This window comes from Umezawaea sp. (assembly GCF_057122925.1).
This window is the reverse complement of record NZ_DBNGPQ010000059.1, coordinates 1-22,700: the sequence shown is the minus strand read 5'-3', so window position 1 is coordinate 22,700 and position 22,700 is coordinate 1. Positions and strand designations below refer to the sequence as shown.

Here is a 22,700-nt window from a genome sequence, read left to right as displayed (position 1 = left end):
CCTGTTCGAGCAGGCGAAGCAGAACGCGCCCGCGATCATCTTCGTCGACGAGATCGACGCCGTCGGCCGCCACCGCGGCGCCGGGCTCGGCGGCGGGCACGACGAGCGCGAGCAGACGCTCAACCAGCTGCTCGTCGAGATGGACGGGTTCGACAGCCGCGGCGGCATCATCCTCATCGCCGCCACCAACCGCCCCGACATCCTCGACCCCGCGCTGCTGCGCCCCGGCCGCTTCGACCGCCAGATCCCGGTGTCCGCACCGGACCTGAAGGGCCGCAAGCAGATCCTCCGGGTGCACTCGAAGGGCAAGCCGCTGGCCGCGGACGCGGACCTCGACGGCCTCGCGAAGCGCACCGTCGGGTTCTCCGGCGCCGACCTCGCGAACGTCATCAACGAGGCAGCGCTGCTCACCGCGAGGCAGAACGGCCACGTCATCACGGCCGGTGCGCTCGAGGAGTCGGTGGACCGCGTGATCGGCGGTCCGGCCCGCAAGAGCCGGATCATCTCCGAGAAGGAGAAGAAGATCACCGCGTACCACGAGGCCGGGCACGCCCTGGCCGCGTGGGCCATGCCGGACATCGACCCGGTCTACAAGGTCACGATCCTCGCCCGCGGCCGGACGGGTGGTCACACCCTCTCCGTGCCCGAGGAGGACAAGGACCTGATGACCAGGTCCGAGATGATCGCCAGGCTGGTGTTCGCGCTCGGCGGCCGGTCCGCCGAGGAGCTGGTCTTCCACGAGCCGACCACGGGTGCGAGCAACGACATCGAGCAGGCGACCAAGATCGCCCGCGCGATGGTCACCGAGTACGGCATGAGCGCCAAGCTCGGCGCCGTGAAGTACGGCCAGGAGCAGGGCGAGCCCTTCCTCGGCCGCACCGCGGGCCGCCAGTCCGACTACTCGCTCGAGGTCGCGCACGAGATCGACGAGGAGGTCCGCAAGCTCATCGAGGCCGCCCACACCGAGGCGTACGAGGTGCTCAACACCTACCGCGACGTGCTGGACGACCTCACGCTCGAACTGATCGAGAAGGAGACCCTGCACCAGAAGGACCTGGAGCGGGTCTTCGCGCGGGTCGAGAAGCGGCCGAGGATCACCCAGTTCAACGACTTCGGCGACCGCACGCCCTCGGACATCCCGCCGGTCAAGACCCCCGGTGAGCTGGCCAAGGAGCGCGGCGAGCCGTGGCCGCCCGTCGTCGAGGACACCCTCGACGAGGAGCCGCCGCCGCTCGGCGGCGACCGTCCGCAGGACCCGCCCCCGGCGGTGCCCAACGGCGGTGCCCCGAACGGCTACCAGCCGCAGCCGGTCAACCAGGCGGGTCCGCCGAACTACGGCGCGCCCCCCGGCTGGACCCCGGCCACGGTCCCCGGCGGCCAGCCGTCCGGTTCGTGGTCCCCCGCTCCGCAGGAGCAGCAGACCGAGGCCGAGGCGGGCAAGAGGTCGTTCGACACGGACCCGGACAACCGCAAGTGACCGAGATCGACCTCGACGACGACGCCGGCCTCTCCAGCAATGGGGAGGCCGGCGTCGCGCGGCGCGTGTTCGACTTCGCCCGCGCCGAGAACGCCGTCCGCGAGCTGCTGATCGCCTGCGGTGAGGACCCGGAGCGCGAGGGCCTGCGCGACACGCCCGGCCGCGTGGCCCGTGCGTACCGGGAGCTGTTCGCCGGCCTGTACACCGAGCCGGACAGCGTGCTCGCGAAGACCTTCGACGAGAGCCACGAGGAACTCGTCCTGGTCACGGACATCCCCATGTACAGCTTCTGCGAGCACCACCTCCTGCCGTTCCACGGCGTGGCCCACGTCGGCTACATCCCGAACGAGCACGGGCGGGTGACCGGCCTGTCGAAGCTGGCCAGGCTGGTCGACCTGTACGCCAAGCGCCCGCAGGTCCAGGAACGCCTGACCTCGCAGGTCGCCGACGCGCTGGTGCGCAGGCTGGAACCGCGCGGCGTGATCGTCGTCGTGGAGGCCGAGCACCTGTGCATGGGCATGAGGGGCGTTCGCAAGCCCGGTTCGCGCACCACGACCTCGGCCGTGCGGGGGATTCTGCGCAGCTCCGCGTCCTCGCGTTCCGAGGCGATCAGCCTGATCAACGGGCGCCTCAGGTGAGCGTGCCCGACCCCGGCCACTGCGTCGTGATGGGCGTCCTCAACGTCACGCCGGACTCCTTCTCCGACGGGGGCCGCTACCTCGACCACAGCCACGCCGTCTCGCACGGCGTGGCCATGCACCGCAGGGGCGCGGACCTGGTGGACGTCGGCGGCGAGTCGACCCGTCCCGGCGCCGAGCGCGTCGCCGCGGCCGTCGAGTCGGCCCGCGTGACCCCGGTGATCAGCTCGCTGGTCGCGGAGGGCGTGCCGGTGAGCGTGGACACGAGCCGCGCCGAGGTCGCCCTCGCGGCGGTCGAGGCGGGCGCGACGATCATCAACGACGTCTCCGGCGGCCTGGCCGACCCGAACATGGCCAAGGTGGCCGCCGAGAGCGGCGTGCCGTGGATCCTCATGCACTGGCGCGGCCTGAGCCGCGAGATGGACTCGCTGGCCACCTACGCCGACGTGGTGCGGGAGGTCCGCGACGAGCTGCTGGCCCGCGTGGACGCCGCGCTGGCGGCCGGTGTGCGGGAGGACAACATCATCCTCGACCCCGGTCTCGGCTTCGCGAAGCGGGCCGAGCACAACTGGCGGTTGCTGCACGGCCTGGACGAGTTGCTGGCGCTGGGCTTCCCGGTCCTGATCGGCGCGTCCCGCAAGCGCTTCCTGGGCTCGCTGCTGGGTGGCCGCGAGCCGGACGGCCGCGAGGACGCCACCGCCGCCGTCTCGACCCTCTCGGCCTTCGCCGGGGTCTGGGGCGTGCGCGTGCACGACGTGGAGAAGTCGCTGGACGCCGTCGCCGTGGCCCGCGCGTGGAGGCGGGGATGAGCGACCGGATCACGTTGACCGGCCTTCGCGTCCGGGGCCACCACGGCGTGTTCGAGCACGAGAAGCGCGACGGCCAGGACTTCCTGGTCGACATCACCGCGTGGCTCGACCTCGGCCGGGCGGCCGCCACGGACGACCTGGCGGAGACGCTGCACTACGGCGAGCTGGCCGAGAGCGCAGCCGCCATCGTCGCGGGCGAGCCGTACGACCTCATCGAGTCCGTCGCGGGCCGGATCGCCGACGAGGTGATGACCGACCAGCGGCTGCACGCGGTCGAGGTCACCGTCCACAAGCCGTCCGCCCCGATCCCGCTGACCTTCGCCGACGTCTCGGTGACGATCCGCCGCTCCCGCCGGGGTGCGGATGACTAGGGCGGTCCTGTCCATCGGCTCGAACCTGGGCGACCGCCTGGCGCACCTCCAGTCGGCCGTCGACGGGTTCGCCGACGTCCTGGTCGCCGTCTCCCCGGTGTACGAGACGGCGCCGTGGGGCGTGCTGGACCAGGCCGATTTCCTCAACGCCGTCCTGGTCGTCGATTCCCCCGGCGTCGACGAGTGGGGCTGGCTGCGCCGCGGCCAATCGCTCGAACGGGCCGCGCACCGCGTTCGCGATCAGCACTGGGGTCCTCGGACGCTGGACGTCGACGTGGTCACGGTCGACGGCGTCCTTTCGAGTGATCCGGAGTTGCTATTGCCCCATCCGGGCGCGCACGAACGAGCAACGGTGTTGATTCCCTGGCTTGATGTGTCACCCGATGCGGTATTGCCGGGATTCGGGCCGATCGCCGACCTCCGCTACAGCGTGGAAGGTGTACGCAAGCGCACGGACCTTTCGTTGGATATTCGCGAAACAAAAATTGGCGAATAAGGCTATTCCTCCCTACAATTTCCGCCATGAGCACGTACAAGCCGAATGTGCGGGAAAGACTTGTGGCCCGCAGTCTTGCGGCGTGGCGCTGGGAAACGGGTCGCAGCGGTGCCGACGTCTGCAAGGTGGCGGGCTTCTCGCAGGCGAAGCTGAGCAAGATCGAGAACGCGCACCACCCGATCAAGCCCGCGGACGTGATGGCGCTCGGTCTCATCTACGAGGTCCCGGAGAAGGAGCGCACGCTCGTCTACGAGGCCGCGGAACGCGCACTCGTCCCCGGTTGGTGGGAAGAGCTGCCGCCGGACGTGGTGATGGACGCCGTGCGGGACTACCTGGCCCTCGAATCGGGGGCGATCCTGGTCAGGACGTTCAAGACGGACCTCGTGCCCGGTCTCCTGCAGACCCGGCAGTACGCGTTCGCGCTGGCGACGGCATTTGTGCCCCGGCCGACGGAGGACAAGGCGTTGCGCCAGGTTGAAGCACGAATCAAGCGCCAAAAAAGGTTGTTCGACGACAAGAGTCCTTTGGGTGTGCATGCAATCATCGGTGAAGCCATGTTGCGGCAGCCGGTCGGCGGTCCGATGGTCATGAAGGACCAGTTGCTTCATCTGTTGAAGATGGGGGAGTTGGGCCATGTGGCGCTCCAGGTGATCCCCGCGTCGGCAGGCGCCTATCCGGCGCATGGTTTCCCGTTCAACATCTTGTCGTTCGCCGAGGAGCACTTCGAGGATGTCGTCTACCTCGATCACCTGAACGGGGGTCGATATATCGAGTCTCCGAAGGGGCGGGAGCCCTATACGCTGAACTTCGCCGCCCTTCAACGGGTGGCGCTGAGCCACTCCCAATCGGCCGAGCTGATCGCGGAGGTGGCCGACGGCATGTAGCGAGGGGGAGGCGCGGATGTCCGAGCTCGTGTGGCGGAAGTCGAGCTACAGCGGGGGAGGTGGGAGCGAGTGCGTGGAACTCGCCTTCCCGACCGCGGGGGTGGCGGTCCGGGACTCGAAGAACCCCGACGGCCCGGTGCTCGTGTTCCCGGTGGCCTCGCTGGGGTCGCTGCTGGCCGCCGCGGGTGCCCGTGGGTGAGTCGCGCCGAGCGCCGAACGGCGGCACCCGGTGAGCCGAGGAGCTGAGACGCCCCTCCAGCCCGTTGCCGAGCGTCCCGATCGCCGTCGAAGTGCCAGGATGGTGCGGTGAGGTTCACCAAGGCCCGTGATCTGCTGGCAGCCGGGCTCATCGCAGGCCTGTTGGCGCACCTGCTGCTCCGTCTCGCCTACAGCTCGTTGGCGGCGCTGCCCAAGCTCGCCGGGCTGACGCTGCTCGTGATCGCCGTGGTCGACCTGGTCCTCGGTTTCACCCTGCGGGCCCGGATCCTCCGCAAGCCCGGCGCGAAGCCGGTGGAGCCGCTCACGGCGGCCCGCGCGGTCGCACTGGCGAAAGCTTCCTCACTTTTGGGAGCGATCATGCTCGGCGGTTGGGCCGGTGTCCTCATCTACGTCCTGCCGGTGCGCGAGGAGTTCGACGCGGCCGCTAACGACATGGTCAGCGCCATCGTGGGTGTCGTGTGCGCGGCCCTGCTGATCGCCTCCGCGCTGTGGCTGGAGCACTGCTGCAAGACGCCGCACTCCACCCGCACGGACAGTTAGGTACGACAAGATTGGTCTCAGTCGCATAACTCCCAGGTACCGTATGGCCCATGACCGGCCGAGGCGCGTCGCCGAGCGACGAGCAACAAGATCGCGGGCGTGGCACCGGGCGACTCCTCCTCGTAGCGGCGATGGCGCTGGCACTGGCCGCCGCCGCCCTGCTGGTGCTGAGCGACGACGCCCGCGGGCTGCGGCTGGCGGTGGTGTCCGCGCTGTGGGCGGCTCTCGTGGGCGCCTTCCTGGCCGCGAGGTACCGGCGGCAGGTGGCCGACCGCGAGGACGAGGTGGCCGATCTCCAGTCGGTGTACGAGTTGGAGCTGGAGCGCGAGGTCGCCGCCCGCCGCGAGTACGAGCTGGAGATCGAGGCCGAGTCGCGCAAGCGCATCCAGGAGGAGTCGCGCGACGACCTGGACGCGCTCAGGGACGAACTCCGGGCGCTGCGGGAGAACCTCCAGGCGCTGCTGGGTGGCGAGGTGCTGGTCGAGCGGGTCGCGCTGCGGGCGGAGTCGACGCGGATGCGGTCGCTGTCCGACCAGTCGAGGCTCATGGCGATCGGCGACCGGCAGATCATCAGCACCGAGGGCAACGAGCGGGTCCGCGGCATCACGGCCGGACCGAGCAAGCCCACCGTCAGCAAGCCCACCGTCAAGAAGGTCGTTCCGGAAGCCGCCGTCGAGCGCACGGAGCTGATCGAGCGCGTCGTGTCGGACCAGCGCAAGCCCACCCGCCAGGAACCGGTCCGCCCGGCCGCGAACTACACCGAGCCCGTGCGCCGCGAGCCGACCCGCCAGCCGCAGCGCCAGCAGCCGCCGATCGTGGTCCGCCGGGACCCGCCGAAGCCCCCGAAGCCCGAGCGCAAGCCGGAACGCACCCCCGCGCCGCCGCCGGTCCGCCGCGACCAGCCGACCGTGCGCGCGAACCCGTCCGACCTGTTCGACTCGATGGAGGTGCGCCTCGGCCAGCCGGTCCAGGAGCCGCGCAGGCCCGAGGCGCCGCAGATGCCCGTGGCGCAGACGCCCGTGCCGCCGAAGCCGAAGCAGCCCGTCCGCGCCACGCGCCCGCCGGTGGAGCGCACGGACATGTTCGACCGCGAGACCCCCGAGCCGCCGAGGGCCGCGCCCGCCGCCGAGCCGAAGTCCGGTGGCCGCAGGCGCGCCGACGAGCGGCCCGCGCCCAAGTGGGAGGGCACCGGCGTGTACTCGACCGGTCGCGGCGAGCCCGTGAAGGAACGCCCGCCGTGGGACGGCGTCGGCGCGTACGGCACGGGTCGCGGCGAGCCCGTGAAGCCGGGACGCCGCAGCGCACCCGACCCGGACGACCCCGCGGGCGCGCACGCCGACGGCAAGTCCGTCAGCGAACTCCTGGCCGCGCTGGGCAACTCCGACTCGCCCCGCCGCCGTCGGCGGCGCGAAGAGGACTGACCGCCTACTTGTCGATGTCGCCGACCACGACCGCGAACGACCCCAGCACCGCGGCGAGGTCGGCGACCCGCGTCCCCGGCAGGAGCGCCGACAGCGCCTGGACGTTGTTGAACGACGGCGTGCGCAGCTTCAGCCGCCACGGGGTCTTCTCGCCGCGGGACGCCAGGTGCACGCCCGAGGTGCCCAGCGGCGCCTCGACCCACGTGTAGACCGACCCCTCCGGTGCCTTGACGGCCTTGGGGAGCCGCACGTTCACCGGCCCGCTCGGCAGCCGCTCCAGGCACCGGGTGGCGAGGTCGATCGACAGCCGCGCCTCGTCCACCAGGCAGCGGACCCGTGCCAGCGCGTCGCCCCCGGTCCGCACGACCGGTCGCACGTCGAGGTCGCGGTAGGGCGCCGACGGGTCGTCGCGCCGCAGGTCCAGGTCGACGCCGGACGCCCGTCCGATCGGTCCGGTCACGCCGAGCGCGAGCGCGGAACCCCTCGGCAGGACGCCGATCCCGGCGAGCCGGTCGGTCACCGCGTGCGCCTCGATGGCGTCCACGTCCACAGTGGACAGAGCGGTCGCGACCCGGTCGGTCCACCCCGCGGGCACGTCCTCGCGCAGGCCGCCGATCCGGTTGGCCATGAAGTGGATGCGCCCGCCGGACGCCTCCTCCATGACCGCCTGCACGGCTTCGCGACCGCGCAGCGCCGCCGCGGTGCCCTCGGTCCCGTCGGTCCCGGCGCGCGTCAGCGGCGCGAGGAACACCAGGTGCGCCATCAGCCGGTTCAGCTCGCACAGCAGGGTCCTGAGCCACTGCGCGCGCACCGGGACGTCCATGCCGGTCATGCGCTCCACGGCCAGCGCGACCGCCAGCTCGTTGCAGAACGCGGCCAGCCAGTCGTGCCGGTTGGCCAGCGTGAGCACCTGCCGGTAGTCCCTGACCTCGAACAGCTTCTCCGCGCCCCGGTGCAGGTGGCCGACGAGCGGCTCGGCCTCCACGATCACCGGGTCGTCGGCGGGTCCGCGGACGGTCAGCCGCAGCCGGTACGCGCCGTGCGCCGAGGGGTGGAGGGGACCGAGGTCGACCACGCGGTCCACGCCGAGGTGGCGCGCCCCGGCTCCGACGCCGACGGTGAGGTGTTCGGACACCGCGTCATGCTCGCACGTCAGTCCCGCGTGACCGCGAACAGGAAGCACCCGTGCGACGGGCTGCGCACCTGGACCTCCGCGACGTGCTCGTCGGCGAGCAGCCGCGCCAGCGCGGCCTCCAGCTCGTCGGGCCGGGCGAGCTCACCGGTGTGGATGCGGCCGTGGGCGTCGTAGGCCCGCAGCACCCTGGGCGCGCGACGCAGCTCGTCCGGTAGCGCGTCGGTCCGGTCGGGGCCGTCGCACGGCTCGGCGTGCACGAACACCGGGCCCACCTCCTCGTACGGTCCGCGCCCCGCCGCGGGGGAGTAGCGGAACAGCACGACGGGTTCGCCGTCGCCCGCGCGCCTGAGGCAGCAGCGCAGCGGTGAGCCGGGCGCCTCGGCCCGGTGCTCGTGGTGCTCGTCGGTGGTCCGGCGGGCGCGGGCGACGACGTCGGCGGGGAGCGCGTGGATCCTCATGCGCCCCAGCGTCGCCGCCGCGGTCCCGCGGTGCCGGCGGGTATCCGACACCGGGTTCTCAGGCGGTCGTGATCCGCAGGACGAGCGCGACGGCCGACAGGATCGCGAGCACCAGCGCGGGGGCGGCCATCGCGAACTTCTCCTTCGCCCGGACGTGGACGACCACGGCGCCGATCATCAGCAGCGTGAGCCCGACGGCCGCCGCGATGCCGAGCGGCGCCCACCAGAGGCCGATGACCAGCCCGGCCGCGCCCGCGACCTCCAGCAGGCCGATGACCTGGTAGTGGCCCTTGGTGAAGCCGTGCGACTCGGCGGCCTCGACCATCGCCTTGGTGCCCGCGACCTTCGAGGCGCCCGCCCCGACGAAGGCGACGGCGAGCAGTGCGCTGAGAACAAGCGTTGCGATGAACATAGGATTGACGGTAGCAGATCGTTGAATCAGTTCAATCGTTTGAGGACGGGTACAGTTGCCCCGTGGACGAGGAACGGTTCGGACTGGTGCTGATGCACCTGGGCAGGGACGTCGACGCCCGCTTGCGCAGGCAGCTGAACGCGATCGGCCTCACACCCCGGCACGGCTTCACGCTCTCCCACCTCTGCGAGAACGGCCCGACGAGCCAGCAGAGCCTCCTGGACGTGCTCGACGTCGACCCGAGCGTCCTCGTCGCGATCCTCAACGACCTGGAGAAGGCCGGGCTCGCCGAGCGCAAGCGCGACCCCGACGACCGCCGCAGGCACATCGTGGTGATGTCCGAGAAGGGCCGCGTCGCGCTGGACGGGATGCACGGCGCCATCGACGCCATCGAGCGCGAGATGCTGAGCGACCTCTCGCCCGCCGACGTCGAGCGGCTGAGGGAACTCCTGCTGAGGGTCCGCCCACCGGGCGAGAGCGGTCCCTGCTCGGAGGACTAGGGCGGTGCCGCGAGGGATCCACCCTGGCCGCGCGAGACCCGGGGAGGAGCGTGGTCACCGCACTACGGCCGCCACGCGGGCAGCGGTGGCAGCAGGTCGGCGGTGCGCACGCCCCCGGTGGCGTGCAGCAGCCAGCCGAAGTCGCCGAGCCCGCCGACGGCGCGCAGCTCCGCGACCCGTCCGTTCCTCGCCGTCGCGTCCAGCCAGTCGAGGGGGCTCCCGCCCGCCACGACCTCCGGCAGCAGCACCCCCAGCGCGTCCCGCTGCGACACCAGCACGTGGTCGCCCCCGGCCGCCGCCGCGCACGCGTCCAGCGCCACGTGCGCCGTCACGTCGCAGCTGCCGTCCAGCACCGGCTCCACCCGCCGCCCGTCGCGGTACCCGGCGAGCGTGCCCGCGCGGTACCGCCCGGCGGCCCGGTCGGCCCGCAGGTGCCCGTAGTCGACCGCGAGGGCCGCGCCCCGCACCCGCCCCACGGCGTCCGCCCAGGCCTCGTCCCTCGGGGAGCCCACCTCCGCCCGCTCCCCGGCCTCCACGGGCCACCAGGAGCGCAGCCACGGGTCCTCGGACGGGCCCTCCACGACCGGGCACGGCACCGCGTCGAGCCACTCGTGCCCGACCAGCAGTCCGACCGCGGTCGCCGGCAGGTCCCGCCGCCACCGCACGCCCGGCACCGACCGGGCGGGCCCGAGGTCCACGGCGGTCACGCGCAGCCGCCGCGCCAGGTCGCCGGTCGCCAGCGCCCGCACCGCCCCGGCCAGCTCCCCGCCGCCCGCGCCCACGTCCACGAAGTCGAGCGCCGCCGGTTCCCCGAGCGCCGTGTCGACGCGGGCGAGCAGCACCAGCAGCGCCTCGGCCAGCTCCGGACCGACCAGCGGTGACGTGCGGAAGTGCCGCGCGGGCAGCTCGCCGCGCGCGAAGAAGCCGCCGGGTCCGTACAGCGCGTCCCACCACCGCGATTCCGAGTCGGCCACCCGTCCAGTGTCCCGTCCACCGACCCGAACGGACCGTTCACCCGCTCGCGGGAGGCGGCACCGCTGTTCCGCGTCCACCGCTGTCGGTACCTGGCCCTACAGTTTCACCGTGACCGACGCCGACGCACTGCCGACGCCGCCTCCCGCCCGCAAGCGCATCGAACAGCGCCGCTGGACCGTGCTGCTCCCGGTCGTGGGCCTCATCGCACTGGCCTGCTCCGGTCTGGTGCTGTTCGCGCTGGGCACCAGCACGGCGGGCCTGCTGCCGATCCTGGTCGGCGTCGTGGCCGCCCTGGTGCCGGTCGGGCCGGTGATCATGGCCTACCTGTGGGTCGACCGGTGGGAGCCGGAGCCCGCGAAGATCCTGCTGTTCGCGTTCGCCTGGGGCGCGTTCGGCGCGACGATCTGCTCGCTCGCGTTCAACTCGCGGGCGCACGAGATCGGCGACCTGATCCGGCAGGGGTTCGGGGCCGACTTCGCGGCGGTCATCGGCGCGCCGGTGGCGGAGGAGGCCGCGAAGGCGGCGTTCCTGGTGGTGCTGTTCCTCCGGCGCCGCAGCGAGTTCGACGGCGTGGTGGACGGCATCGTGTACGCGGGCGTCATCGCGGCGGGCTTCGCGTTCACCGAGAACATCTGGTACTTCGCCAGGGTCTTCAACGAGGGCGGGTTCGGCACCGCGAGCAGCGGCATCGTCGGCCTGTTCATCCTGCGCGGGGTCCTGGCGCCGTTCGCGCACCCGCTGTTCACGTCGTTGACCGGCATCGGGATCGGCATCGCGGCGCTGAGCGGCAGGAAGGCGGTGCGGATCGCCGCGCCGATCATCGGCTACCTGTGCGCCGCGGGCCTGCACTCGCTGTGGAACTTCTCCACGACCGTCGGCGACGGCACGACGTTCATCAACCTGTACTTCCTGATCATGGTGCCGATCTTCGTCGGCATGGTCTTGCTCGTCATCTGGCAGCGCCGCCGCGAGCAGCGGATCGTGGCCGCCCAGCTGCCGGAGATGGCGGCCAACCGGTGGATCGCGGCGAGCGAGGTGGCGCTGCTGGCGAGCCTGCCCGGCCGCCGGAACTGGCGGCGCGCGGTGCGGCGCAAGGTCGGCGAGCAGGCGGCCCGCGCCGTCAGCGGCTACCAGCACGCCGTCACGGAGCTGGCGTTCCTGCGCCACCGCATCGCGCAGGGCACGGCGGGCCACGACGCCGACCACCGCCACGAGGTGCTGCTCTCGACGCTGCTGTCCGCCCGCCAGGCCGCCGTCGCGGCGCCGGGCGCGATGAAGGCGGTCGGTCGTCAGCAGGGGTGAAAGTGGTCACCAGGACCGGACATTTCGTTTCGTCCCCGATTACGCTCGCGGCCGTCGTCCGGTACCCGCGGAAAGGTCGGGACTGGAACGCCAGGAGGAGCCAGTCGCAATGAGCGCGACCACCCGAGCGGACACGTCGCCGTGAACCGCCCGGCCAGACTCGCCGTCGGAGTCATCTCCGCGGGCCGCGTCGGTTCGGTGCTGGGCGCGGCACTCGCGCGTGCGGGCCACCACCCCGTCGGCGTCAGCGCCGTCTCGCAGGCCTCGCTCCGCCGCGCCGAGGAACTGCTGCCAGGGGTCCCGGTCCTCGACCCTCCCCAGGTCGCCGAGTCGGCCGACCTGCTGCTGCTCGCCGTCCCGGACGACGAACTGGCCGGTCTGGTGCGCGGGCTCGCCGCGACGGGATCGCTGCGGGCCGGGCAGATCGTCGTGCACACGAGCGGCGCCCACGGCGTCGGCGCGCTCGCGCCCGCCGCCGACGTCGGCGCGCTCTGCCTGGCGCTGCACCCCGTGATGACGTTCACCGGCCGCGCGGAGGACCTGCTGCGCATGACGGCCGCCAGCGTCGGCGTGACGGCGGCGGACGACGACGAGATCGCCTGGAGCGTCGGCGAAGCGCTGGTCGTGGAGATGGAGGCGGACCCGGTCCGCATCCCCGAGCACGTCCGCCCGCTCTACCACGCGGCCCTCGCGCACGGCGCGAACCACCTGGTCACGCTGGTCGCCGAGTGCGCGGACCTGCTGCGCTCCGCCGGTGTCGCGGGCGGGGAGCGGCTGCTGGGCCCGCTGCTGTCGGCCGCGCTGGACAACGCCCTGCGCCACGGCGACCGCGCGCTCACCGGCCCGGTGTCGCGCGGCGACGTCGGCACGGTCCGCAAGCACCTCGACGTCCTGGCGCGCGAAGCGCCGGAGGTCCTGCCCCCGTACCGCGTCCTGGCGCGGCGCACCGCCGACCGCGCGGAGGCCGCGGGCCTGCTCAGGCCCGAGGCCGCCACGGAAGTTCGAACCACCCTTGAGGAAGACGCATGACGAAGCCGCTGACCAAGGCCGACTACAGCCCCACGGGGGTGACCGTCCACCACGACCCGGCGCGGCTCGCGCGGGTGACGCGGACCCTGCGCGCGGCGGGCCGCAACATCGCGCTGGTGCCGACGATGGGCGCGCTGCACGAGGGTCACCGCAAGCTGATCCGCGAAGCGCAGGTCATGCAGAACACCGTCGTCGTGGTGTCGATCTTCGTGAACCCGCTCCAGTTCGGGCCCGACGAGGACCTCGACCGCTACCCGCGCACGCTGGAGTCCGATGTGGACATCTGCGGTGAGGAGCGCGTCGGACTGGTGTTCGCACCCGGCGTCGAGGACATGTACCCCCTGGGCACCAACGTGACGGTCTCGCCCGGCCCGCTCGGCGAGGAGCTGGAGGGCGCGACCCGCCCCGGCCACTTCGACGGCGTGCTGACCGTCGTGGCCAAGCTGTTCAACATCGTCGGCCCCACCTACGCGGTGTTCGGCGAGAAGGACTACCAGCAGCTCACCCTGGTCCACCGGATGGCGCGCGAGCTGAACTTCCCGCTCGACGTCGTCGGCGTGCCGACCGTCCGCGAGCACGACGGCCTCGCGCTGTCCTCGCGCAACCGGTTCCTGGACGCCGAGCAGCGGCAGGCCGCCGTGGCGCTGTCCGCCGCGCTCGTGGCGGGCGCGCACGTCAGCGCCCAGGGCGCGGAGGCCGTGCTGGACACCGCCCGCGCGACGCTGGCCGCCGTTCCCGAGGTCGAGCTGGACTACCTGGAACTGCGCGCGCCCGACCTCGGCCCCGCCCCGGAGAAGGGCGACGCCCGGCTGCTCGTGGCCGCGCGGGTCGGCAAGACACGTCTGATCGACAACGCCGCCGTGCTGCTCGGCGACGGCGACGAGTGAGGGGGAGGGCCGCCATGTTCCGCACCATGCTCAAGTCCAAGATCCACCGGGCGACGGTGACCCAGGCCGACCTGCACTACGTCGGCTCGGTCACCGTCGACCTCGACCTGATGGAGGCCGCCGACCTGCTGGCGGGCGAGCAGGTCGCGATCGTCGACGTCACCAACGGCGCCCGCCTGGAGACCTACGTCATCGCGGGCGAGCGCGGCAGCGGCGTGATCGGCATCAACGGCGCGGCCGCGCACCTCGTGCAGCCCGGTGACCTGGTGATCCTCATCGCGTACGGCGCGATGGACGACGCCGAGGCCCGCAGGTACGAGCCGAAGGTCGTCTTCGTGGACGCGGACAACAAGGTCGTCGAGCTGGGCGCCGACCTGGCGCACGCCCCCGAGGGCTCCGGTCTGAGCAGCGGTGCGATCACCGCCGCCGAGACGGCGGACGCCGCCGCGCTCGACGCCCTGATCCAAGCCGAGAACTGAGGGACTCCCGTGCTGCTCGCGATCGACGTCGGCAACACCAACATCGTGCTCGGCCTGTACGACGGGCTGGGTGACCAGGCCGAGCTGGTCCGCGACTGGCGGATGCGCACCGACGCCCGGATGACGGCCGACGAGCTGGCGCTCACCATGCGCGGCCTGCTCGGCGAGTACGCCGACCGGATCACCGGCATCTCCGCGCTGTCCACCGTGCCCGCGGTGCTGCGCGAGCTGCGGGTGATGCTCGGCCGGTACTACGCGTCCGTGCCGAAGGTCGTGGTGGAGCCCGGCATCCGCACCGGCGTGCCGCTGCTGGTGGACAACCCGAAGGAGGTGGGCTCGGACCGGGTGATCAACACCCTGGCCGCGCACCACCTGCACAGCACCGCCTGCGTGGTGGTGGACTTCGGCACGTCCACGAACCTGGACGTGATCTCCGCGAAGGGCGAGTTCCTCGGCGGCGCGCTGGCGCCGGGCATCGAGATCTCGCTGGACGCGCTGGCCGCCCGCGCCGCCCAGCTCAGCAAGGTCGAGCTGGTCCGGCCGCGCGCGGTCATCGGCAAGAACACCGTGGAGTGCCTCCAGTCCGGCATCGTCTACGGGTTCGTCGGCCAGGTCGACGGGCTGGTCACGCGGATCATCGAGGAACTCGGCGCGACGGAGGCGGGTGAGGTCACGGTGATCGCCACCGGCGGCCTGGCGCCGCTCGTGGTGTCGGAGTCCGCGACGATCAAGCACCACGTGCCGGACCTGACGCTGCTCGGCCTGCGGCTGGTCTTCGAGCGCAACATGCGCTGACCCGCGCGGGGTCGCTCCCGGCCGGGAGCGACCCCCCGGCGGTCAGATCCGGACCTTGCGGCGCACCAGGGTGCGCATGGGCCGGTCGAACTCCCCCTCCGCGGTTTCCGGGCGGGACTTCAGGAACGCCAGCATCTTCCCCAGCAGCTCCTCGCGCTCCTCGTCCGACGAGACGAGGACGTGCGAGTGGGTGCTGACGGTGGCCACCAGCGATTCCGCCGTGCGCCGCTGCGAGTGCGGGAACGTCGACTCGGTGTCGTCGGTGAACAGCCGGTGCGGCGCGAGGTGGTGCTCGGTCACGAAGTCCTTCGAACTGACCCTCGACCCGTTCACCTCCCCGAATGCGGCCACCCACTCCACGTCGAGGTCGTCGCCGTTCCACAGCCCGGCGACCACGCCGCCGGGCCGCAGGACGCGGGCGATCTCGACCAGGGCGGGTTCCGGGTCGAACCAGTGGAACGCCTGGCCCACGACGACGGCGTCCATCGTGCCGTCGGGCAGCGGGATGCGCTCCGCCGTGCCGGGCAGGGCCCGGACGCCGTGGTGCAGCCGCACGAGCTCGGACAGCATCGCCTCGTCGGGCTCCACCGCGGTGACCTCGTGGCCCTCCGCGCACAGGACCCCGGTCAGCTTCCCGGTGCCCGCCGCGAGGTCCAGCACGCGCAGCGGCCCGCCGGTGGACACCGGTTCCAGAGCCCAGCGCACCGCGGCCACGGGGTAGTCCGGGCGGTGCGCGGCGTAGTCGGAAGCCCGCACGCCGAAGGAGTTCGCGCGGCGGGCGTGGTGGGTGATGTCGTGGTGAGGTCGATCTTCGGCGCTCGTCACCCGCTCAACCTACCGAGAGTCCCCGACAGCCCCGCTCGAATTCACCCGTGTCTCAATGGAGCCCGCACATCGACCCGTTCGGCGTCCCTCCCCACCGGCCCGGACGGGGGCCACGGGGGAAATCCGGGTATCGGTATCCGGTGGGGTGCCGGGAACTCGGGGCGCCCGCGCGGCGGCGCCCCACCGCAGACCGGGCAGTTCGCGACTGCCGCCGTTCTCGCGAAACGGCGCGCCCGCCTTCCCGAACTGCAAGCGCTTTCCGTTTCCCGGCACGGATGTCGAGTCCTCGATGGTGTTTTCGCGCCTTCGCTCGGCGCCGCGAGTCGTGGCGGTCGTCACTCCGCTTACGGATCCGGCGAGGTCGGACCGCCGGGAAACCGGAATTCGTCGATGTTGAGCGGCGCGCTGGACCTCCCGTTATCGCGACCGCGCGAGCGGCGTTCGCCACACCAGCCCCATCCGCAACCGTGGATTCACCCGAAGTGGGTGGGGAAGTCGCGCTCCTTGCAACCTGGAAGCCGTTGCGCGCGTGTGTCTTGGCCGGGTTCTCCGGTGACCGGATTGCCCGCAAACGGGACGGCCAGGTCTTGGCGTTCGCACGTTCGGTGGTACGGACAAGTCCGGGGTGGTGAGTGGACTACTCCCCCGATGTCCGGCTTCGTTGTCCGAAGCTGACGACGGGGAGATCAACCGCGGTACTCCAGCGGAGTTCTTGCACATGCGTTGCATCAGCAGGCGTACCCGTTGTGCCGCCTTGAGAACCGCGGGGAACGGGTGGTCCTGACCTGGTGGGAACGCCGGACGTGCAGGCCAGGGCCGCGATGGCGGTCGGGACTTTCCCCGTTCACGGCTGTGCGGAATGACACCCAGCGTGGGTGTTGGGAATGGTATCGGCCGACTACTCTTCGGCGTCCCTCACGCACGGAAGGCGTTTCACGTCTGGCGTGCTCTGAATGAAGTAACGTCTCGGACGCCGGCAGGTGCATATCTGCGGTTATGCGCTAACCTGCACAACGACATTGTTTTCGGTCGCGGTCGGGGTAGCAGTACCGCGCATTCGAGTCCAGGAGGATACGCATGGCGCAGAAGGTCACCGTGACCCTGGTCGATGACCTGGACGGTTCCAGGGCAGAGGAGACCGTCGGCTTCGGCCTGGACGGCGTCGCCTATGAGATCGACCTTTCTTCGGACAATGCGGGCAAGCTCCGCGACGTGCTCGCCGACTTCGTCACCAGCGCTCGCCGCGCCGGTGGTCGCAAGAGGGGGCCGGGCCGTCCGGCGGGGGTAAAGACGGCTGCTCGTCCGGCGTCGGCGGATAGGGAGCAGAACCAGGCCATTCGCGAGTGGGCCCGCAAGCAGGGCATGAAGGTGTCCGATCGCGGCCGTATCCCGGCCGAGGTCCTGGACGCTTACCACCAGCAGGGCTGACCGGCGGTTTAAGGGGCTTGAGCCGCCCCAATTACGTAGAGCAACGAAGAGGCGTCGGTTTCGGGACCCGACGCCTCTTCGCGCATATAAAGTGATTGCTCGACTTCGGTAAGTAGTCGACAACATTGATCAACATTGTGAAAAACGTCGCGAAATGGCGGCCGAACGGTCCAGTGGGTCCCCCGCGCGACGCCTCGGGAGCGGGGGTGCGGGAGCGCGCACTACTTCGGTTAGGCTTCCCTCACCAGCGGAACGCGCGGTGAGGAGCGGCACTTGGCACCAGGGCAGCGCCGTCGGCGGCTCGTCGGGCTGGCACTGCTGGTGCTCGGACTGGCCGCCGCCACCATCGCGAGCATCGCGATCGGCTCCAAGGAGATCGCGTTCGACGGCGTGTGGCACGCGCTGACCTCGCCCACCGGGCTGGAGGACGACGTCGTCATCCGCGAACTCCGCGTCCCCCGGACGCTGCTCGGGATCGCGGTGGGGATCGCGCTCGGCGTCGGCGGGGCGCTCATGCAGGGCCACACCCGCAACCCGCTCGCCGACCCCGGCATCCTCGGCGTCACCCACGGGGCCGCGTTCGCCGTGGTCCTGGCGATCTTCACGCTCGGGATCACGAGCCTGAACGCCTACGTGTGGTTCGCGTTCCTCGGGGCGTTCGTGGCCAGCGGGGTCGTGTTCCTGCTCGGCTCGTCGGGCCGGGCGGGGCCCACCCCGGTGACGCTGGCGCTGGCCGGGGCCGCCGTGAGCGCCCTGATGCACGGGCTGGTGTCCGCGCTCGTGCTGCTCGACCGGCAGAGCCTGGACGCGTTCCGGTTCTGGCAGGTCGGCGCGGTCTCCGGTCGAGGGCTGGACGTGCTCTTCCAGGTCCTGCCGTTCCTGCTCGTCGGCCTCGTCCTCGCGCTGGTCAACGCCCCCGGTGTGAACGCGCTGGCCCTCGGCGAGGACGTGGCCAGGTCGCTCGGGCAGCGGATCGTCCAGACCCGGATCACCGGGATCACCGCGATCACGCTGCTGATCGGCGGCGCGGTCGCCGCCTGCGGGCCGATCGGGTTCCTCGGTCTGGTCGTGCCGCACGCCGCCCGTGCCGTCACCGGGCCGGACCACCGGTGGCTGATCCCGTACTCCGGCCTGCTGGGCGCCGCACTGCTGCTGGTGGCCGACGTGCTCGGACGGGTCGTCGCCCGGCCCGCCGAACTGGAGGTCGGGATCATGATGGCCGTGTTCGGCGCGCCGTTCTTCATCGCGCTCGTCCGGCGCAAGAAGCTGGTGAAGCTGTGAGCGTCGTGGGAGCCCGTCGGGGCGTACGGGTGGGGCCGTTCTCGTGGCCGGTCCGGTGGCGGTCGCTGGTGCTGGTCGTGGCCGGGTCCGCCCTGCTCGTGCTGGCGGTGGCGGTGAACATCGGGCGGGGCGACTTCCCGATCACGCTGGGGCAGGTGTTCGACGTCCTGCTCGGCGGCGGGCAGACCAGCCACCGGTTCATCGTGCTGGACCTCCGGCTGCCGCGGTCGTTGACGGCGGTGTTCGTGGGCGCGGCCCTCGCGCTGGCCGGGGCGATCTTCCAGGCCGTCGCGCGCAACCCGCTGGCGAGCCCGGACATCCTCGGCGTGACCTGGGGCGCGAGCGTCGGCGCCGTCTCGGTCATCACCTTCGCGGGTGCCCTGACCGGGCCCGTCGCCGAGATCGGGATCCCGGTCGCCGCGCTCGGCGGCGGGCTGTTCTTCGGTCTCCTCGTGTACGCGCTGGCGTGGCGCAAGGGGATCGAGGGGTTCCGGATGGTGCTGGTGGGGGTGGGGATCGCGGCCATCGCCGGGAACCTGACCACCTACCTGCTGACCGTCGGGGACGTCAACGACGCCGCCCGGGCGATGGTGTGGATCACCGGCTCGCTCAACGGGCGCGGGTGGGAGCACGTGGTGCCCGTCGGGATCGCACTGGTCGTGCTGATGCCCGTCGCGTTCGTCTGCGCCCACCTGCTGGGCGCGCTCCAGTTCGGCGACGACACGGTCCGCGGCCTCGGGGTCCGGTTGAACGGCGCCAGGAGCGCGCTGCTGCTGATCGGGATCGCCCTGGCCTCCGTGGCCACGGCCGCGGCGGGGCCGATCGCGTTCGTGGCGCTCGCGGCGCCCCAGGTGGCCGTTCGGCTGGCCGCCACCGCCACACCGCCGCTGCTGGGGTCGGCCGTGGTCGGCGGCCTGCTGGTCGTCGGGTCCGACCTGGTCGCCAGGACGGCGTTCGGCGGGTTCGAGATGCCCGTCGGGGTCGTCACGGCGGTCCTCGGCGCTCCCTACCTCATGTACCTGCTCATCCGCGGCCGCCGGGAGGCACGGGTATGACTGTTCGACTCCAGGCCGCCGACCTCCGGGTCGGGTACGGCGAGCGGATGATCGTCGACGGGTTGGACCTCGACGTCGTCGGCGGCACCGTCACCTGCGTCATCGGGCCCAACGGGTGCGGCAAGTCGACCCTGCTCCGGGCCCTCGGGCGGCTGCTGCCCGCTCGCGGCGGCGCCGTGCTGCTGGACGGGAAGCGGATCGACCAGGTGCCCACCCGCGAGGTGGCGAAGGTGCTGGGGATGCTGCCCCAGGCCCCGCAGGCTCCCGAGGGGCTCACCGTGGCCGACCTCGTGGCTCGCGGACGGCAGCCCCACCAGGCCTGGTACCGGCAGTGGTCCTCCGACGACGAGGCCGCCGTGGCCGAGGCGCTGGAGCTGACGAACATGGACGCGCTGGCCGACCGGACCGTGGACGAGCTGTCCGGCGGGCAGCGGCAGCGGGCGTGGATCTCGATGGCGCTGGCCCAGGGGACCGATCTGCTGCTGCTGGACGAGCCCACCACCTACCTGGACCTCGCCCACCAGATCGACGTGCTGGACCTGGTGCAGAAGCTCCACTCCGAGATGGGGCGGACGGTGGTGATGGTGCTGCACGACCTGAACCTGGCCGCCCGCTACGCGGAGCACCTGGTGGCCATGAAGGCTGGGCGGATCGTGGTGCAGGGGACGCCTGCTGAGGTGCTGACCGAGGAGGTGCTGTTGGAGGTGTTCGGGTTGGACGCTCGGGTTGTCGCTGATCCGGTGTCCGGGACGCCTCTGGTCGTGCCCATCGGGCATCGGCATCGGGTGTGAGGTTGGGCTTGGTTGTTGGGGCTTGGGCGTGGGGCTTGGGCGTGGGGCTTGGGCTGGGTGCTTGGGCTGGGTGCTGTGTCGTGGGCTGGGTGCTGGGTGCTGGGTGCTGGGTGCTGGGTGCTGGGTGCTGGGTGCTGTGTCGTGGGCCGGGTGCCGGGTGCCGGGTGCCGGGTGCGGTGGGTGCGGTGGGTGCGGTGGGTGCGGTGAGGGTGTTGGTCGTCTGGTGGGGGTCTACCCCCCGCTCGCGTGATTGTCTCGATCGTTGATCTTGGTTTGTCAAGGCGGGAAAGATGCCTTGACAAACCAAGATCAACGATGAGGGCGCTTCGGATCGGGGGGCAGGGTGGGGTCTGTCGACCCCGTTGGGTGCCGGATCCGTAGGTGGGTGGGTTTGCTGGCCCGGTGTCGAAGTCCCGAAGTCCCGAAGTCCTGAGGCTCCGAACTCCCTGTTCAGGGTCCGGGTCCGTAGGTCTGAAGCCTTGGGGTCGGTTCCGTCTGGCGGGGGCTGGAGGTGTGCGGCCTGAGGGCTGCCTCTAGTGGCAGATTCGGGGGCAGGTGTCGCAGGCTTCCGCGCCCGGCAGGACGTAGGTGAAGCAGCAGCTCTCGCGCTTCCTCGTCCACTCGCCGTCCACCATCCTCAGGGTGGAGGCGCTGGTCAGCGGTTCCAGCCGCTCCGGGAGCAGCATGGCCGCGTCGGCCACGCCCGTCGCCTCGTCGCCGCACATCCGGCCCGCCAGCCAGGCGCCCTTGTCCAGTGCGTCCGTGGCCGCTGCCCAGAGCATTCGGCGGCCCAGGCGCACGGTGGGGGCGTAGGCACCGACGAAGGCCGCGGCGTGGGCGGTGTACCTGGCTCGGAGCACCGCGGCCAAGGCCTGTTCGTCGGCCACCACCGTCGCCGCCGGGTGGTTGCCCGACGGGTCGTCCGGCAGGCACGCGAAGTCGTCCGACAGCAGTGCGATGCCCGCCACGTGCGGGCGGTCGTCGTTCGCGATGCGGAAGGCCAGGTCGGTGGGCTTGAGCGAGGGGACTCGCCTGGCGCTGTGGAAGAGGAGGCCCGCGAGGCCGCCCGCCACGCCGAGGTACCAGCCCATCACGTAGCCGGCCGTGGCGCGGTCCGACGACTCGCCGTACTCGTCCACCAGCCACGCGCCCAGGGTCTTGCGCCACCTGGTGAAGAGCTGCGGGTCTTCCAGCAGGTCGGAGCAGAGCAGCCAGTCGCCCCGGTCCTCCGGCAGGCCGAAGCGGATCTCGACGTCGTCACTTCGGGTTGAGACCCGCGTGATCGACTCGGCAACGGGCGTGGACGCTGGTCGCGTCCGCACGTTCGCCGGTATCGTCATCGGCAAGGCCCTCGCAGTTCGGCTATCGGCTGAGGTTTGCCTAACCTTACCTAGATGATCCGCAGTTGGGCCTCACGAGTGACGCCGGTCACGGGAGGCTCCTCCGAACGGGTGGCTGTTCGCGGTAAGCGGACACCGGGTCCCAAGCGGAATCTGCCTGGCACAACGTGCGTTGTAGCTGGTGTCATAGATCCCCGAGGGCGGCGAGCTGCGCACGGGAACTGAGAGCGATGGCCCCGCCGACTACAGTGGTCGGCACGGTGCCGCGCTCTCCACGGTCTGCCAGTGGTGAGCCCGAGGACCGCCGGCGCAGCAGTCAGGGAGTGCGAATGTTCGAAAGGTTCACCGACCGCGCGAGGCGGGTGGTTGTCCTGGCCCAAGAAGAGGCCCGGATGCTCAACCACAACTACATCGGCACCGAGCACATCCTCCTGGGGTTGATCCACGAGGGTGAAGGTGTCGCCGCCAAGGCGCTGGAGTCGTTGGGGATCGCCCTCGAAGGTGTCCGCCAGCAGGTCGAGGAAATCATCGGCCAGGGCCAGCAGGCCCCGAGCGGTCACATCCCCTTCACCCCACGAGCGAAAAAAGTCCTCGAGCTGTCCCTGCGCGAAGCGCTTCAGCTCGGCCACAACTACATCGGCACCGAGCACATCCTGCTCGGCCTGATCCGCGAGGGCGAAGGCGTCGCGGCGCAGGTCCTGGTGAAGCTCGGCGCCGACCTCAACCGGGTCCGCCAGCAGGTGCTCCAGCTCCTGTCCGGCTACTCCGGTGGCAAGGAGCCGACCGAGTCCAGCGGTCGCGGTGAGGGCACTCCCTCGTCGTCCCTGGTGCTCGACCAGTTCGGGCGCAACCTCACCGCCAGCGCGCGCGAGGGCAAGCTCGACCCGGTCATCGGTCGCTCCAAGGAGATCGAGCGGGTCATGCAGGTGCTGTCCCGCCGCACCAAGAACAACCCGGTGCTCATCGGCGAGCCCGGCGTCGGCAAGACCGCCGTCGTCGAGGGCCTGGCGCAGATGGTCGTCAAGGGCGAGGTGCCCGAGACGCTCAAGGACAAGCAGCTCTACACGCTTGACCTCGGCTCGCTGGTCGCCGGTTCCCGCTACCGCGGTGACTTCGAGGAGCGCCTGAAGAAGGTGCTCAAGGAGATCCGCAC

At 71.6% G+C, this 22,700-nt stretch carries 26 protein-coding genes; 20 read left to right on the top strand and 6 right to left on the bottom strand.

Annotated elements, in window-relative coordinates:
- The 9 genes from AC156L_RS13965 to AC156L_RS13925 all read left to right on the top strand — a co-directional run.
- Window positions 1–1,477 (top strand): ATP-dependent metallopeptidase FtsH/Yme1/Tma family protein (locus AC156L_RS13965; protein ID WP_484406899.1); only part of this gene is annotated, 1,477 nt, incomplete at its 5' end.
- Between the two features lie 5 nt (window positions 1,478–1,482).
- The gene (gene folE, locus AC156L_RS13960; RefSeq protein WP_330875002.1) at window positions 1,483–2,115 is read left to right on the top strand and encodes a GTP cyclohydrolase I FolE; all 633 of its coding nucleotides are present in this window, start codon (window positions 1,483–1,485) and stop codon (window positions 2,113–2,115) included.
- A 29-nt stretch (window positions 2,116–2,144) separates the two neighbouring features.
- Window positions 2,145–2,924 (top strand): dihydropteroate synthase, encoded by a 780-nt coding sequence (gene folP / locus AC156L_RS13955; protein WP_330875003.1) that lies wholly within the window; start codon window positions 2,145–2,147, stop codon window positions 2,922–2,924.
- Window positions 2,921–3,295: a dihydroneopterin aldolase gene (folB, locus tag AC156L_RS13950; RefSeq protein ID WP_330874953.1), complete on the top strand. Its 375-nt coding sequence runs from the start codon at window positions 2,921–2,923 to the stop codon at window positions 3,293–3,295. The genes folP and folB overlap by 4 nt, the downstream gene beginning before the upstream one ends.
- Window positions 3,288–3,791, top strand: coding sequence for a 2-amino-4-hydroxy-6-hydroxymethyldihydropteridine diphosphokinase (folK, locus tag AC156L_RS13945; protein WP_330874954.1), 504 nt, complete (start codon window positions 3,288–3,290; stop codon window positions 3,789–3,791). The genes folB and folK overlap by 8 nt, the downstream gene beginning before the upstream one ends.
- A gap of 26 nt (window positions 3,792–3,817) precedes the next feature.
- Window positions 3,818–4,675 (top strand): helix-turn-helix domain-containing protein, encoded by an 858-nt coding sequence (locus tag AC156L_RS13940; RefSeq protein ID WP_330874955.1) that lies wholly within the window; start codon window positions 3,818–3,820, stop codon window positions 4,673–4,675.
- Window positions 4,676–4,691: 16 nt separating this feature from the next.
- On the top strand, window positions 4,692–4,874 hold the full coding sequence (locus tag AC156L_RS13935; protein WP_330874956.1) for a DUF397 domain-containing protein: 183 nt from the start codon (window positions 4,692–4,694) through the stop codon (window positions 4,872–4,874).
- A 107-nt stretch (window positions 4,875–4,981) separates the two neighbouring features.
- On the top strand, window positions 4,982–5,434 hold the full coding sequence (locus AC156L_RS13930) for a DUF3180 domain-containing protein (RefSeq protein ID WP_330874957.1): 453 nt from the start codon (window positions 4,982–4,984) through the stop codon (window positions 5,432–5,434).
- A gap of 50 nt (window positions 5,435–5,484) precedes the next feature.
- A complete protein-coding gene (locus tag AC156L_RS13925) occupies window positions 5,485–6,855 on the top strand; it encodes a DUF6779 domain-containing protein (RefSeq protein ID WP_330874958.1) in 1,371 nt (456 codons plus the stop codon).
- A 4-nt stretch (window positions 6,856–6,859) separates the two neighbouring features.
- Here the strand turns inward: AC156L_RS13925 and AC156L_RS13920 are convergent, their stop codons facing one another.
- Genes AC156L_RS13920 through AC156L_RS13910 form a run of 3 tightly spaced genes read right to left on the bottom strand, consistent with a single transcriptional unit; the run spans window position 6,860 to window position 8,860 of the window.
- A complete protein-coding gene (locus AC156L_RS13920) occupies window positions 6,860–7,990 on the bottom strand; it encodes an NADH-quinone oxidoreductase subunit D (protein WP_330874959.1) in 1,131 nt (376 codons plus the stop codon).
- A 17-nt stretch (window positions 7,991–8,007) separates the two neighbouring features.
- A complete protein-coding gene (locus AC156L_RS13915) occupies window positions 8,008–8,448 on the bottom strand; it encodes a DUF1203 domain-containing protein (RefSeq protein ID WP_330874960.1) in 441 nt (146 codons plus the stop codon).
- Between the two features lie 58 nt (window positions 8,449–8,506).
- Window positions 8,507–8,860: a DoxX family protein gene (locus AC156L_RS13910; RefSeq protein ID WP_330874961.1), complete on the bottom strand. Its 354-nt coding sequence runs from the start codon at window positions 8,858–8,860 to the stop codon at window positions 8,507–8,509.
- A 62-nt stretch (window positions 8,861–8,922) separates the two neighbouring features.
- On the opposite strand from AC156L_RS13910, the gene AC156L_RS13905 reads away from it, so the two are divergent.
- Window positions 8,923–9,360 carry a MarR family winged helix-turn-helix transcriptional regulator gene (locus tag AC156L_RS13905; protein ID WP_330874962.1) on the top strand — a complete coding sequence of 146 codons (438 nt, stop codon included), beginning with the start codon at window positions 8,923–8,925 and terminating at the stop codon, window positions 9,358–9,360.
- Between the two features lie 62 nt (window positions 9,361–9,422).
- Here the strand turns inward: AC156L_RS13905 and AC156L_RS13900 are convergent, their stop codons facing one another.
- Window positions 9,423–10,334, bottom strand: a complete 912-nt coding sequence (locus AC156L_RS13900; RefSeq protein WP_330874963.1) for an SAM-dependent methyltransferase — start codon at window positions 10,332–10,334, stop codon at window positions 9,423–9,425.
- Window positions 10,335–10,512: 178 nt separating this feature from the next.
- Between AC156L_RS13900 and AC156L_RS13895 the strand changes: the two genes are divergently transcribed.
- The 5 genes from AC156L_RS13895 (at window position 10,513) to AC156L_RS13875 (ending at window position 14,827) form a co-directional block, all read left to right on the top strand.
- Window positions 10,513–11,637: a PrsW family intramembrane metalloprotease gene (locus AC156L_RS13895; RefSeq protein WP_330875004.1), complete on the top strand. Its 1,125-nt coding sequence runs from the start codon at window positions 10,513–10,515 to the stop codon at window positions 11,635–11,637.
- A 141-nt stretch (window positions 11,638–11,778) separates the two neighbouring features.
- Window positions 11,779–12,666, top strand: coding sequence for a Rossmann-like and DUF2520 domain-containing protein (locus AC156L_RS13890; RefSeq protein ID WP_330874964.1), 888 nt, complete (start codon window positions 11,779–11,781; stop codon window positions 12,664–12,666).
- Complete coding sequence (gene panC / locus AC156L_RS13885; RefSeq protein WP_330874965.1) at window positions 12,663–13,553, top strand: pantoate--beta-alanine ligase; 891 nt, start codon at window positions 12,663–12,665, stop codon at window positions 13,551–13,553. Before AC156L_RS13890 ends, panC begins: the two co-directional genes overlap by 4 nt.
- 14 nt (window positions 13,554–13,567) lie before the next feature.
- Window positions 13,568–14,032, top strand: a complete 465-nt coding sequence (gene panD / locus AC156L_RS13880; RefSeq protein ID WP_330874966.1) for an aspartate 1-decarboxylase — start codon at window positions 13,568–13,570, stop codon at window positions 14,030–14,032.
- A 9-nt stretch (window positions 14,033–14,041) separates the two neighbouring features.
- Complete coding sequence (locus AC156L_RS13875; protein WP_330874967.1) at window positions 14,042–14,827, top strand: type III pantothenate kinase; 786 nt, start codon at window positions 14,042–14,044, stop codon at window positions 14,825–14,827.
- 42 nt (window positions 14,828–14,869) lie between these two features.
- On the opposite strand, the gene AC156L_RS13870 is transcribed toward AC156L_RS13875, so the two are convergent.
- Window positions 14,870–15,652, bottom strand: coding sequence for a class I SAM-dependent methyltransferase (locus AC156L_RS13870; protein ID WP_484406896.1), 783 nt, complete (start codon window positions 15,650–15,652; stop codon window positions 14,870–14,872).
- 1,077 nt (window positions 15,653–16,729) lie between these two features.
- Here AC156L_RS13870 and AC156L_RS13865 point away from each other — a divergent pair.
- From AC156L_RS13865 to AC156L_RS13850, 4 genes are all read left to right on the top strand, one after another.
- Window positions 16,730–17,080, top strand: a complete 351-nt coding sequence (locus tag AC156L_RS13865; RefSeq protein WP_330874969.1) for a histone-like nucleoid-structuring protein Lsr2 — start codon at window positions 16,730–16,732, stop codon at window positions 17,078–17,080.
- A 273-nt stretch (window positions 17,081–17,353) separates the two neighbouring features.
- Entirely contained in the window at window positions 17,354–18,361 is a 1,008-nt protein-coding gene (locus AC156L_RS13860) for a FecCD family ABC transporter permease (protein ID WP_330874970.1), read from the top strand.
- Entirely contained in the window at window positions 18,358–19,416 is a 1,059-nt protein-coding gene (locus AC156L_RS13855; RefSeq protein WP_330874971.1) for a FecCD family ABC transporter permease, read from the top strand. The genes AC156L_RS13860 and AC156L_RS13855 overlap by 4 nt, the downstream gene beginning before the upstream one ends.
- Complete coding sequence (locus AC156L_RS13850) at window positions 19,413–20,207, top strand: ABC transporter ATP-binding protein (RefSeq protein WP_330874972.1); 795 nt, start codon at window positions 19,413–19,415, stop codon at window positions 20,205–20,207. Before AC156L_RS13855 ends, AC156L_RS13850 begins: the two co-directional genes overlap by 4 nt.
- Before the next feature lie 533 nt (window positions 20,208–20,740).
- Here the strand turns inward: AC156L_RS13850 and AC156L_RS13845 are convergent.
- Window positions 20,741–21,547: a (2Fe-2S)-binding protein gene (locus AC156L_RS13845; RefSeq protein ID WP_330874973.1), complete on the bottom strand. Its 807-nt coding sequence runs from the start codon at window positions 21,545–21,547 to the stop codon at window positions 20,741–20,743.
- 329 nt (window positions 21,548–21,876) lie between these two features.
- On the opposite strand from AC156L_RS13845, the gene AC156L_RS13840 reads away from it, so the two are divergent.
- Window positions 21,877–22,700, top strand: an 824-nt coding sequence (locus tag AC156L_RS13840) for a Clp protease N-terminal domain-containing protein (RefSeq protein WP_484406894.1), incomplete at its 3' end; no start/stop codon positions are given.